Origin of the sequence: Trichormus sp. NMC-1 (genome assembly GCF_001858025.1) — a bacterium.
Classification (GTDB): Bacteria; Cyanobacteriota; Cyanobacteriia; order Cyanobacteriales; family Nostocaceae; genus Anabaena.
Genome location: NZ_LZQD01000006.1, coordinates 184,947 through 198,802, shown reverse-complemented (window position 1 = coordinate 198,802; position 13,856 = coordinate 184,947). Strand labels below are relative to the sequence as shown.

At 41.8% G+C, this 13,856-nt stretch carries 11 protein-coding genes; 10 read left to right on the top strand and 1 reads right to left on the bottom strand.

Features of this window, described 5'->3' with window-relative positions:
• Positions 1-2,477 (bottom strand): S8 family serine peptidase (locus A9Y75_RS28715; protein WP_071191131.1); only part of this gene is annotated, 2,477 nt, incomplete at its 3' end.
• Positions 2,478-2,966: 489 nt separating this feature from the next.
• Between A9Y75_RS28715 and A9Y75_RS19145 the strand changes: the two genes are divergently transcribed.
• The 10 genes from A9Y75_RS19145 to A9Y75_RS29800 form a co-directional block, all read left to right on the top strand.
• A complete protein-coding gene (locus tag A9Y75_RS19145; protein WP_071191130.1) occupies positions 2,967-4,283 on the top strand; it encodes an NB-ARC domain-containing protein in 1,317 nt (438 codons plus the stop codon).
• Between the two features lie 228 nt (positions 4,284-4,511).
• On the top strand, positions 4,512-5,174 hold the full coding sequence (locus A9Y75_RS19140) for an ATP-dependent Clp protease proteolytic subunit (protein WP_071191129.1): 663 nt from the start codon (positions 4,512-4,514) through the stop codon (positions 5,172-5,174).
• Between the two features lie 138 nt (positions 5,175-5,312).
• Entirely contained in the window at positions 5,313-5,906 is a 594-nt protein-coding gene (locus A9Y75_RS19135; protein WP_071191128.1) for an ATP-dependent Clp protease proteolytic subunit, read from the top strand.
• 100 nt (positions 5,907-6,006) lie between these two features.
• Positions 6,007-6,621, top strand: coding sequence for a J domain-containing protein (locus A9Y75_RS19130; RefSeq protein WP_071191127.1), 615 nt, complete (start codon positions 6,007-6,009; stop codon positions 6,619-6,621).
• A 373-nt stretch (positions 6,622-6,994) separates the two neighbouring features.
• Complete coding sequence (locus A9Y75_RS19125) at positions 6,995-7,255, top strand: MoaD/ThiS family protein (protein WP_071191126.1); 261 nt, start codon at positions 6,995-6,997, stop codon at positions 7,253-7,255.
• Between the two features lie 171 nt (positions 7,256-7,426).
• Positions 7,427-8,731, top strand: a complete 1,305-nt coding sequence (thrC, locus tag A9Y75_RS19120) for a threonine synthase (protein ID WP_071191125.1) — start codon at positions 7,427-7,429, stop codon at positions 8,729-8,731.
• Positions 8,732-8,963: 232 nt separating this feature from the next.
• A complete protein-coding gene (locus A9Y75_RS19115; protein WP_071191124.1) occupies positions 8,964-9,239 on the top strand; it encodes a MoaD/ThiS family protein in 276 nt (91 codons plus the stop codon).
• 120 nt (positions 9,240-9,359) lie between these two features.
• Positions 9,360-9,950, top strand: coding sequence for a DUF2996 domain-containing protein (locus tag A9Y75_RS19110; protein ID WP_071191123.1), 591 nt, complete (start codon positions 9,360-9,362; stop codon positions 9,948-9,950).
• A 523-nt stretch (positions 9,951-10,473) separates the two neighbouring features.
• Complete coding sequence (locus A9Y75_RS19105; RefSeq protein ID WP_071191122.1) at positions 10,474-12,471, top strand: hypothetical protein; 1,998 nt, start codon at positions 10,474-10,476, stop codon at positions 12,469-12,471.
• A gap of 213 nt (positions 12,472-12,684) precedes the next feature.
• A partial coding sequence (locus A9Y75_RS29800) for a Calx-beta domain-containing protein (protein WP_275519457.1) occupies positions 12,685-13,856 on the top strand: 1,172 nt, incomplete at its 3' end.

Below are 13,856 nucleotides of genomic sequence, written 5' to 3'. Positions count from 1 at the left end.
GTGATGGTGGCAATGATGGTTTCGCTAGGATCAACAACAGCATCATCAATGGTTGGTAAGGTGATGGTAGCTGTAGCTGAACCTGCTGCAAAGGAGGCTATTCCTGCACCAGAGTCGGTATAGTCGGAAACGACTGTAGCTGTACCACTAAGACTATAACTGACGGTTAAAGCTGCTGCGGTGTTTGTGCGAGTGAGGGTAAATACGCTGTCAGTCGAGCCTGTTTCTGCACCATCTGTGGTTTTAACGATGGATAGCGTTCCAATATCATTATCAGCAATGGTGGCAGTAGCTGTATTGGAACCACTGATAGTATAGCCAGATGGAGCCGTGATGGTGGCAATGATGGTTTCGCTAGGATCAACAACAGCATCATCAATGGTTGGTAAGGTGATGGTAGCTGTAGCTGAACCTGCTGCAAAGGAGGCTATTCCTGCACCAGAGTCGGTATAGTCGGAAACGACTGTAGCTGTACCACTAAGACTATAACTGACGGTTAAAGCTGCTGCGGTGTTTGTGCGAGTGAGGGTAAATACGCTGTCAGTCGAGCCTGTTTCTGCACCATCTGTGGTTTTGGCGATCGCTATAGTAGAAAGAGAAGCGATCGCAGCATCTACTCTAATTAATCCACTCCCGGTGAGAAAGTCATACCCAGGAGTATTCATGTCTAATGCTGTATTCTTCAAGGCGTTGTAAATCTGGGTATTAGTTACGCCTGGAATTGCTTGACGGATTAAAGCTGCTGCTGCCGCCGCTGAGGGTGCAGCTGCTGATGTACCGCTGAAATTGGGTTTACCATTACCATCTCTATCCTGCCCAAAGAATGTAGTATCAACACCATCGGGTGCTGTAATAGCAGGCTGCTCGCGAATAACTGGTGTTGCCAGTCTGTTTCCTGCTGTATCGAATAGGATAGGAGTACCACCTAAAGAGGTGAATGACTCAGCGACAGGCGGTGTTACCCCAAATGCTGGTGTTTGTTGATAATACGCAGCCGCTACACCTTGACCGTTAGCAGATTGATTGTGTCCAAAGGAAGTTGAACTATTGGTGGCAAATTGAAATGTATTATTAGCAGAACCAAAATCAATATATTTGATTATGGATGGGTCTGGTCCGCCGACTGTGTTACGTTTGCCGATCGCTAGGTATCCTGTTCCAGTTCCACTTACGGCCAAAAATTCATATGGATCGGCATTAAGGTTATTATTTGTACTAGAGGCAAAGAGAGTGCTTGTAAAGCTAGGAGCCGCGAACAAAAACAGATCCAAATCGCTTTGGGAACCTGCCCCGCCAATGCTGGCAGAGGCAAAGGGCTGATCCCATTGGAAAGCAGCTCTAAATGAACCGTTGACAGTAATTGCTTGGAAATTATTTACTGTCCCACTGGGATCAAAATCCTGAAAGGTGTAGGATTGTCCGGCAACAGTGGCAGTGCTACCTACCACGAATGGGCTTTCATAGGAGCGACGGGCTTGATTACCTGCCGAAGAAAAATAGGCAACGCCAGTTGATGCCACTTGATCTACCGCTTGGGTGACAATACCATCTTGGAAATACGGCTCGGCGAAATAAAATACATCATCGACAATCACACTTGCCCCTGCTCCACCATTAGCTACAGGTTTTGCCAGATTCAAAATTCCATTGGCAAAGCCAGCTTGTCCACCAACGAAGGCAGTATTAAAAGCGAGTGTCGCTCCTGGGGCTACGTCAGCGACAATTTGCAACATTGCCCGACCTTCGTCACTACCACCGGAAGCTAAATCTTGCAGTACAATTACCCCTGATGGCAAATCCCCAGAAGTAACATCAGCAGCAGCACCACCTAAGTTATTGTAACTATCCGAGAGAACACCAATGGTGATACCTGCTCCATTGACACCATATATTGAACGAGCAATGTCTGAACGTTGAGCTACGTCGCCCTGACTAGTAACGGAACCAACATTTGTTACAACTTCATCAGACGGACTGCTAACCAAGCCGACATTTGTTGCCGGGGTGTCAGTATTATTTGTGATTGGTGCGTAAGCGGGACGAACTAAACGCAAGCTGGATAATGCAGCTATATTACCCAGTTCTGATATGGAAATCAACCCTGAAACTACACGACCAAAAGCAGAAACTTGTTGTATTCCTAGTGCTTGTAAGTCAGACAATAATTGAGCAGGGTCACTATCTGCTGTGGCTTCAATAGCAACATTATCACCGATTATCTGTAGTGATGAATCATTAGCAACAAGACCACCAGTTGAGCTATTTACCGATGAAGATGACGGATCAATGCCTGTAAATAGGGTTGCGAGATCTGAGCTAAGTTTTGCTAGTGGTCCATTTGTCAGCGCAAATAAGTTAGACAAGTTTTGCTGTGCAAGTGGAACTACTGACAGTTCTGAATCTGCTGATGAGGTGTTTTCAACGTTGGTGAGTTCGTCATTGGTCGAATCGGGCAATGGGTTGATGTTGCTATCCATAGAATTGATTAATTAGGGTAAATGGTTGTCTGAACTTTTGATTTGTGGCTCAGAGAATGTCTGAGAAGTCAAATTGCAATGAATTTGTATTGGTTTTAGAATTGTTGCCAGCAGGGATTAATGTCACAATTTCACTTAAATCATTTTTGTGACATTGCGTGCTATTGGTTGTAAATGCTACATAACTTTGTACTGGTGTCAGTTCCAGACTCTGGGTACAGATTTTCAATTTATGTACATTTGATCCAGAAGGAGTTAAGCACCCTGGCTCACTTCAGTGATCCAAACAGGGGAAATCGTTCAGGGTTTTGGGTTATCTGACTGTGTAATTTCTATTGATTGTGTTTTTATCCGTGTATACTGGCACGTCCAGCCCATCATAATCACAAACATATTTATGAGTAAATACAGAAAGTTCAGGAATTAATACATATATGTGTATAAAATTAATATCATTAACAGATTTCAACACAGGGTAAAAATTTAGCTATGAATAGTGAAGAAGCATTAAGCTTGGTATATAAACTATTTAGTACCAAGTACGAGATGCCCTTGACTCCTCTTGAACAAGAGATTTTTCGTCAAAGCTGGGAGGGTAAAGAATATAAAGATATGAAAATTGCTGGCTATTCTTCTGCTTACGTTAAGACTAATATTGCACCAGAATTGTGGAAAAAAATATCTAAGATTTTAGGAGTGACTGTAGGAAAAAAGAATTTACAGGTAGTGTTGCATAATTTACCACGAGAGAGGTTGTCAACGAAGTTAGAAACACCCTCGGAATTGGGTTCAGTTGATAGTAAATCTGTACAAAATTGGCAAAATATGTCCGATTTGGAAATATTTGGACGTGGTGAGGAATTGGCAACTTTGCAAAAGTGGATTTTACAAGATGAATGTCGCTTGGTGGTAATTTCTGGAATGGGTGGAATAGGTAAAACTACATTAACTGGAAATGTTTTGAAACATTTGGTGAGTCTTCAAGAGGCTAGATTTGCAAATATTATTTGGCTTTCGTTGGAAAATGCGCCAACATTAGAAAGTATTTTGACAGAAATTCTCGACTTGCTTTCACCTCAACAGCATTTAGTTCCGTCTATTGAAAATCTGCTAGATAAGTTGCGATCGCATCGCTATTTAATTATTTTTGATGCTGTAGAAAATATCTTTGCTAAAGATAGTTTAGCGGGTAAGTATCGTCAGGGTTATGAACCATATAGTAATTTATTCAAACAAATAAGTACATTTCAACATCAAAGTTGTTTATTATTAACGACTATTGAAATTCCTAGAGAAATTAGTTTTTTAGTAGGCAATAATAGTCCTGTACGCTTATTACAACTTCAAGGTTTAGCAATTCAGCCAGCTAAACAAATATTCCGCAACAGAGGATTAACTGAAGAAGAAGATTGGAAAAAGCTAATCAACTTATATCGCGGTAATCCTTTAGCATTAAAAATAGTGGCGACAATGATTTTAGAAATATTTAATGGTAAGTCCAGTGATTTTTTAGCAGAAAATACTATATTTATTGGTCAAATTGCCGATATATTAGATAGAGATTTCGCGCGATTATTTTATTTAGAAATCCAACTACTCTATTGTTTAGCTAATATAAAAGCACCGGTGAAGTTTGCTCAATTATGTGGATATTTTGAGCAGAATATATCTAAATCACAAGTAATAGCAGTGCTAGAGTCTTTAGTCATGCGATCGCTCATCGAGAAAAATCTTGAAAACGGCGAATTTTTGTTTAGTCTTCAGCCAGTAATTCAAAAGTATGTTCAAAATTATTACACTAAGTAATATCACAGACTAAAAATTAACAGATACGGACATTTCTAGGTCGAGTATGAATTGATTACAGATCCATTACCCTCGCCTCATTTGCCAAAAACATAGTTTAATATTGATGAAAAATATCCTCGCAACCTAGCTTTCTTGACCATAAGTGAGAAATCCACACCCTAAATCACCCAAGCATCGCGTTAGGATGTAGTACATTAACGGCATAGTTTCAGGCGATCAGTTGCTATGGACATTTCCCCCATCAAGGCTGTTCAATCCCCTTATTACGGCGATAATTTCTATCGGACACCTCCACCAGATTTACCTTCCCTACTTTTGAAGGAGCGAATTGTCTATCTAGGAATGCCACTGGTTCCTTCTGTTACGGAATTGATCGTCGCCGAATTGCTTTATTTACAATCCGACGATCCCGAAAAGCCAATTAAAATCTACATCAACTCCACAGGAACTTCTGGTTACAGTGGCGAACCTATCGGTTTTGAAACCGAAGCCTTCGCTATCTATGACACCATGAAATACATCAAGCCAGCCATCCACACCATTTGTATCGGTTCGGCGATGGGTATGGCGGCAATGCTTCTTAGTGCTGGTACACCAGGTTGCCGTGCTAGTTTACCTAATTCCAGCATTATCTTACATCAGCCCAAGAGCTACGCTCAAGGACAAGCCACCGATATTCAAATTCGGGCTAAGGAAGTTCTGGTCAACAAAGCAGCAATGGTTGATATTCTGTCTTTCACCACTAAGCAGGCATCAGAAAAAATTAGCAAGGACATGGATCGCCTTCTGTACATGACACCCTACCAAGCCAAGGAATACGGTTTGATTGACCGAGTTTTTGAAAAAGAAGAACTCGCTAATCCCCCACTCCCTGCAAGTGTGCTTTAAAGAAGGTGACAGGTGACAGGTGACAGGTGACAGGTGACAGAAAGAAGGCAAGAGGTAAAAGTTCATTTTTCTTTTCCTCCGCTATTTCCAATTCCCTATTCCCTTGACTAATAACTAATTACAAAAGGAGTACCGAAAATGCCTATAGGCGTTCCTAAAGTTCCTTACCGGATGCCCGGAGGACAGTATACAGACTGGATTAGCATTTATGACCGCCTCTACCGGGAAAGAATTATTTTTCTGGGACGAGATGTTGATGACGAAATCGCTAACCAAATTATTGCCGTCATGCTTTATTTGGATTCAGATGATCCAGGTAAGGATATTTTCTTGTATATCAATTCCCCTGGTGGCATGGTTACGTCTGGATTGGCGATTTATGATACCATGCAACACATCAAATCTGATGTTGTCACCATTTGTGTTGGGTTAGCAGCTTCAATGGGTTCTTTTCTGTTAGCCGCTGGAACAAAGGGTAAGCGGATGGCGCTGCCTCACTCCCGGATTATGATTCACCAACCTTCCGGTGGTACTCGTGGCCAAGCCTCTGATATCGAAATTGAAGCCAGGGAGATTCTGCGGATTCGCCACCAACTCAATCAGATTTATGCTGACAATACTAGTCAAGCTTTAGCCAAAATTGAAAAAGACATGGATCGTGACTTTTTTATGTCTGCTCAAGAAGCTAAAGAATACGGTTTAATTGACCGTGTGATTGAAGAAAGGGTGTAAATAGGGCAAAATAAATTCAAAATTTGAAGTTGAAAATTCAAAAGTAGAAATTCTTCATTTTGAATTTTTAATTTTGAATTTTGAATTGGAGCAAAGCAACATGGATTTGGGAGATTGTTACCGTTTATTGGGGTTGAGATCGGGAGCCTCTTTTGCTGACATTAAGGCATCTTACCGCCGACTGGTGCAGCAATATCATCCCGATATGAACCCAAATGATGAAAGAGCTAAAGATAAATTTATTGCTTTGACAGAGGCTTATCGATTCCTGCAAACGGTAATACCGCCAGAGGAAATAGCCCTAAAATCAAATAGTTCATCCAGTTCATCAAATTCTGTAAATAATTACACGGAGGTAAAAGCCCAAAGTTCAGGAACATCAACTACTGTAATGCCTCACCCACCGACCTTAGAAGATATAGAACAACGGTTAAAGTGGAAGACTTATGAACAGTTACAGCGGTTTTTGCAAGAAAGACGTTTTCCTCAAGCGATCGCTCTCGTGGAAGCTTTAGCTGCTAGATTACCAGAAGATATAGAAGTACGCCAATGGCAAGCGATCGCTTATCAAATCTGGGGAAGAGCGCTAATTGCTGAAAAACAACTGCCTAAAGCCAGAATTTATCTCAAAAAAGCTTTAAAGACAGATCCCCACAATAAAACTCTTTTGAATGAAGTACAGCGGGATTTCCAGCGCTTGGGTCAGAAATTTTAACAGTTATCACTTATCAGTTTTATGACTGGCTCTAAGTCCACCATATCTCTGATAGTTGTTATAGCAACCGCCAAGGTGGTTAGGACATAAAAAGAATTTTCACACTTACTATTGGATCATGTTTTTTGTGGAGTTCTCTGAATTGTTTTTCTTGCAGAGAATATTCTTGCTGATGCAAAATAATCATCGTCTCCTCGTCCTCTTCGGTGACCCGATGTAATATTTTAGCTTTCGTTTTGGGTTACGGGAACCGGCAGCCGTGGATCAAGGTCTTCAACTGGTGAGAGGGGATACCAGTGCTGAAAAAAGTTGAATTCAGCTGGCATTTAACTTCTACTAATTAATGAAATAAATCAGGGTGTAGAAAAATTGTATGTCGAAATCTGCAATTACCGTAACCGTTAAATTGTTCGCTGCCTATCAAGAGGCTTATGGTGTAAATGAACTAGTGCTGGAATTTCCTCTTAGTACACCAGTCAAAGCGGTATGCGATCGCTTGATCACCGAACACCCAGAACTCTCTCAATGGCGTGATGTAACCCGCTTTGGGATTAATCTCATTTTTGTTGAACCAGACACCCTACTAAAAGATAGCGATGAAGTCGTGCTAATTCCACCCGTTAGCGGCGGCTAAACAAGCAGGGGGGCGGGGCGCAAGGGAAGTAATTGTCTATTCCTTATTTCTTACTGTCACCTGTTCGCTTACTAAAAAATATCCGACTATTTTTGTCGGGTATGTTTGACGTGTATTTTAGGGCGTGTTAGAGTAATCCAAAGTTGACGGACATACGGGGAAAGCTAGTTTATGACTCAGGCGATTGCAAACCTAAACCAAGCAAACACTTCCATACTGCAAGCCTTGAAGTGTAAGGAATGTGGAGCAGAATATGAACTCAAAGCAAGTCATGTTTGTGAGTTATGCTTCGGTCCATTGGAAGTCAAATATGACTACAATGCTTTGCGCCAGTCCGTCAGCCGAGAAAAAATCCAAGCTGGTCCAAATTCAATTTGGCGCTACCGTCAATTTTTGCCTGTCGCTACTGATAATGTTATCGATGTAGGAACGGGGATGACTCCCTTAGTGAGATCGCACCGTCTTGCCCGTCGCCTGGGTTTAAATAAACTTTATATTAAAAATGATGCCGTCAATATGCCCACCCTGAGCTTCAAAGATCGGGTGGTGTCAGTTGCACTGAGCAGAGCTAGAGAATTAGGTTTTACGACAGTTTCTTGCGCTAGTACAGGTAACTTAGCAAATTCTACAGCTGCGATCGCAGCCCATGCAGGTTTAGACTGCTGCGTATTCATCCCCTCCGACTTAGAAGCAGGTAAAATCATCGGTAGCTTAATCTACAGTCCCACCCTCATGGCTGTAAAAGGCAATTACGATCAAGTTAATCGTCTCTGCTCAGAAGTTGCCAACACACACGGATGGGGTTTTGTCAATATCAATTTACGCCCTTACTATTCCGAAGGTTCCAAAACATTAGGCTTTGAAGTAGCAGAACAACTAGGTTGGGAACTACCAGATCATATCGTTGCGCCCCTAGCATCTGGTTCCCTGTTCACCAAAATCTATAAAGGTTTCAACGAATTCGTAGAAGTCGGTTTGGTAGAAGGCAAAAACGTTCGTTTCAGCGGCGCTCAAGCTGAAGGCTGTTCCCCCATTGCCAAAGCCTTCAAAGAAGGACGTGACTTTATCCAGCCAGTGAAACCAAACACAATCGCTAAATCAATCGCTATTGGTAATCCAGCAGATGGTGTTTATGCTGTAGAAATAGCCCAGAAAACTGGCGGTAACATTGAATCAGTCAATGATGCAGAAATTATCGAAGGCATGAAGCTACTGGCAGAAACCGAAGGTATCTTCACCGAAACAGCTGGCGGTACAACCGTTGCAGTCCTGAAAAAATTGGTAGAAGCTGGAAAAATTGATCCAGATGAAACTACAGTGGTTTATATCACTGGCAATGGTTTGAAAACTCAAGAAGCAATCCAAGGCTACATTGGCGAACCTTTGACCATTGATGCCAAACTAGATAGTTTTGAACGGGCGCTAGAGAGATCCCGCACACTTGATCGCTTAGAATGGCAACAAGTTCTCGTTTAATCATTAGTCATTAGTCATTCGAGTTGCAACAAATGACGACTGATAAATGATTGTAGGGGTTTAGGAACATGGATTCATTAACTGACAATTCTTTGTAGGTTGGGTAAAGCGACAGCGTAACCCAACATTAAATTACATAAATTAAGAGTTGTACTTTATTAAATTCACATTCCTTAGCATTGGTAAACCCCTAGTAACTAACCACTGAAAATCGAAAATTAAAGTTGAAATTATGGCTGTAAAAGTTTTAGTTCCCACAGCACTGCAAAAATTTACAAATAATCAAGCTGCCCTAGAATGCAGTGGTAGCAACATTACTGAGTTATTTGATTCCTTAGAAGAAAGCTGTCCTGGTATCAAATCACGTTTGTGCGATGAAAATGGTAAGCCAAGACGGTTCTTGAATTTGTACGTCAATAGTGAAGACATCCGCTTTTTAGAAGGCACAGAAACCGTGCTGAAAGATGGGGATGAAGTCAGTATTGTTCCAGCCGTTGCAGGTGGTTGAGATATCTTAAAATTAGCGAACTGATTCTGGCTAGGCGCGGGTATGTCAAAATGAGAATAACTGATTACCCCAAGGTGAGCAACTCGCTCCAAAAGCTAGATATAAGGATTGACCTGAGTAATGGCAGAAGAAACCAATCAAAATCAGGCGGGAGAAGTGGCTCCCAGTGTTGCTGGAGAAACCGTTCCTAGTCGTAACGAACCAGTAGCTACAAGCCTTCCTACAGCTAACACGCCAGATCCCAAAACAGCAAACCCAAAAGTTAATCCCAATGCTGCTGCACCTGCTCAAGAAAAACCTGACGCAGCCGCTAAAGCTCCCAAAAAGGAAAAACCTCCAGCAGTTGAAGACAAGCCTTTTGAAGAGTTTATGCAGCAGGAATACTTACCAGCTTTGCAAAAGGCAATTGTTGCGGAAGGAGTACCAGATGTACAGCTAACTTTTGCCAAGCAGAAATATCCTATTACTGGGTTTAACTTTGCAGAAGAATGCTGGCAAATTATCGGTAGTTGGCAAAACGGACAGCGCCAATTTAACGTTTATTTCCCCGATGCAGATATTCAAGGTAAAAAAGGCTTTTCCTGTAACGAAGGTAAAAAACCTAGTACCCTGGAATCATTCTTAATCGACGAGCGCAAAATTACCCTTGATTTGTTGGTATCTCGGTTAGTCTATCGCTTAAACGGTCAAAAGTGGCTGGGGAGAAATTAATTATTGGTCATTAGTCATTAGTCATTGGTTTTGGACAAATGACTGATTCCTAAGCTGAAAATCCGATAATTTGCAATACCATCATTTAATGTAACTCTTTTGGGGTGGGCATTCTGCCCACCCTTGATAATGAGACTTAAACAAAAAGGCGTTGCATAAATACGGGATGATTTAGTCAAATATGGGTATTTGCCAATATTACAAATAGTGAAGTAAGTACCTGTGCAAAATTAATTGCCTATTTTTTAATAAGGTTTCAGGCTTAGATGTGTAAGTCCAGCTACATCAAATACACCTAAATAGAGAATCTATATCCAGAATTTGGGGTTGACACTGGTAAATAATTATAAAGCATTCGATTTATTTGTATAAAATATAACTAAAAAATTTAATATCTGTGATGTAAATCTCCGCTGGTAATACTTCTAAAACCAACACTAGTTGAGTGCAATTTGACTTCTCAGACATCCTCTGAGTAACAACTGAAAATTTCAGACAGGCATTTACCTAATTAATCAAGTCTATGAATAGCATAATCAAACCACTGCTCGATTTGACCCATGACCAACTCAGCAAATTTGCGAGTTTAGAAGACTTTTGGCAACAGTTCGACACTATATTTGGTACACAATACGACCGTACAGTTGCCGTAGATCTGCGTTCTCAGTGGCAAACAGGTGATTTTAGTCAACTTCCCGAAGTGGAAGTGATGATTAGGGATAGTCTTGACAATAGAAATGGTACGTATGCTGCCCGTGCCAACAAGATTTATCTATCAGCTAGTTTTGTTGCTAGAACTACCCCAGAAGCCATTAGTGCAGTTCTGTTACGAGAAATGGGCAGTTTTGTTAATACTCAGATTAATCAGACTCGTAGTGGTGGAGATCAAGGAGCGGTTTTTGCTAAGTATGTGCAGAATGAAAGGGCTAATGCTAAAGGCTTAGGCACTAGTAATATACTTTTTCAACAGGGTAGAACAGCCACGTACCACAATTCATCATCCTCCTTGATGAGGTGTTCTTGTTCTGCTTGTATATCAGCCCCTACTAAACAAAAAGTAACATTAAGTTCATCGAGGACTACTCCACAGCAACTCACTTCAGTTCCATCTGGAGATAACCGCATTGACTCACTTTTGAGCGGTTATAGGTGGATCTCTGGGACAATCTCCTACAGTTTCTATTCTGGAGGCTCTTACTACGGCAGCGAAGTAGGGTTGGCACCTGTCAGCGATGTGATTAAATTTAATGTACGCAAAATCCTGGTAAATGTCATCTCCCCACTAATTAACGTCAATTTTGTTGAAGTTAGCGACTCTGCCTCTAGTTATGGTCAAATTCGCTATCTTCTTTCAACGAATCCCGGCTATGCCTATGCTTACTATCCATTTTCAACTGATACGAATCAGGGAAATAGTAATGACAGAGCAGGTGATGTATTTTTAAACCCCAGCTATGATAATAGTTCCAGTACAAATGGATTTCAGGGCGGAGTGGGTACTCACGGCTACATGAGTTTAATTCACGAAACCCTCCATGCCCTAGGGCTAAAACATCCAGGTAACTACAACGCTGGTGGTGGTGGCACAGATGGACCCTATCTGCCATTTGGTCAAGATAATACGAGTAACACGGTGATGACCTACAACTTTACCGGCAACTCGGCTGCCACTCCGATGGCTTATGATTTATTGGCTTTACAATATCTTTATGGAGCAAGAACATTTAACTCCAGTAACACCACCTATAGATTTAGAAGCGTTTTTGGATATTCAACCCAAGTGGAATATCCAGTAACTGTGGGTAGTGAAACTAATCCTACTAAACTAACAATTTGGGATAGTGGTGGTATAGACACCTTGGATTTTTCAGGTTTAGGGTTTCAGTATAGTGGCTACAGATTTGAACTATATCCAGGTGGATGGCTAACGACACAAAGTGCTTTTAATGGCACCACATACCAGGCCGATGGTGATACAGGAGGTACAACTTATGTAACCACAACTTATGGTACACAAATCGGATATGGAGTATATATCGAGAATATCGTTAACTCTTCCAGTGATGATTACATCATTGCTGGCTTGGGGACTAACAATGTGTTTAGTGGTTACGGTTTTGCGACTGCAACTGGTAATGACACCATAGAAGGAGCAAATAATCTCGATACCCTAAACTTATCAGCTTTTCCTTTTTCTAGTGTTACCCAAACCCAAAGTGGAAATAACCTAGTGCTGGGACTAGGATCTGGACGTTCTGTAACAGTCAAAGATTACTACCTTCAAACTCCTGTTAGCCGTATTAAGCTTCAGTTTTCTAGTGCGAATGCCCTATCCTTCGCCAAAACAACCGATGGATCAGAAACAGGACTGGCTGCCAGCATCTTTACCCTCACCCGCGCAGGTGACCTGATAGCAGCCCAGAGTGTCAATTACAGTCTTGGTGGCACAGCCACAGTCGGTTCCGACTATACCAATCCTGGTGCAGGCATAGTGAGGGAGAAATTAATTATTGGTCATTAGTCATTAGTCATTGGTTTTGGACAAATGACTGATTCCTAAGCTGAAAATCCTTAGAACAACAATACTCTTACTCCTGTTAACGCCACCCCTGGTGTTGACTACACGAATCTGACTGGAACTCTGATTATTGCTGCTAACACCTCCTTTGGCACTATCAGTATTCCCATTCTCAATGACAACTTCAATGAACCAGATGAAGCGTTTACGGTAACTTTGTCTGGTGCAGTCAATGCCACCATCAGTCCAGATGGGGGGACTGGAGAAGTCATTATTACTGATACCTGGCAAAGTTCTATCACCCGTACCTTACCCAGTGGAGTGGAAAATCTCAAACTCATTGGAACAACCAACCTGGTTTATACCTTCACCCGGAGCGGTGTAACAACCACTGCCCTAACTGTGAACTATATAGTTGGGGGTACAGCCACCTTTAACACCGACTACACCCAAACTGGTGCAACAAGTTTCACTTCAACAACAGGTAGCATTACTTTTGCTGCGGGTGCAAGTACAGCAAATCTCACTGTTGACCCCACAGCAGATACCATCATTGAAAGTGATGAAACTGTTGCTTTAACTTTAGCAACAGGAACAGGTTACACAGTTGCTACAACCACCGCTGTCACTGGAACCATTATCAATGACGATCCTTCGTCCCAAGCAATTCTGTCCATCAATGATATCACTGTTGTTGAAGGCAAAGATGCTAATGCTTTCCTCACTGTCAGTCTTAGCAGTCTTAGTAACCAGCCGGTCAGTGTTAACTATACTCTTACTCCTGTTAACGCCACCCCTGGTGTTGACTACACGAATCTGACTGGAACTCTGATTATTGCTGCTAACACCTCCTTTGGCACTATCAGTATTCCCATTCTCAATGACAACTTCAATGAACCAGATGAAGCGTTTACGGTAACTTTGTCTGGTGCAGTCAATGCCACCATCAGTCCAGATGGGGGGACTGGAGAAGTCATTATTACTGATACCTGGCAAAGTTCTATCACCCGTACCTTACCCAGTGGAGTGGAAAATCTCAAACTCATTGGAACAACCAACCTGGTTTATACCTTCACCCGGAGCGGTGTAACAACCACTGCCCTAACTGTGAACTATATAGTTGGGGGTACAGCCACCTTAAACACCGACTACACCCAAACTGGTGCAACAAGTTTCACTTCAACAACAGGTAGCATTACTTTTGCTGCGGGTGCAAGTACAGCAATTATCACTGTTGACCCCACAGCAGACACCATCATTGAAAGTAATGAAACCGTTGTTTTAAGACTAGCCACAGGAACGGGTTATACCATTGGCACAACAACAGCTATAACTGGAAGTATTACCAATGATGACTTCCCCGCCATTACCCTAGCCGTAGCTCCAGG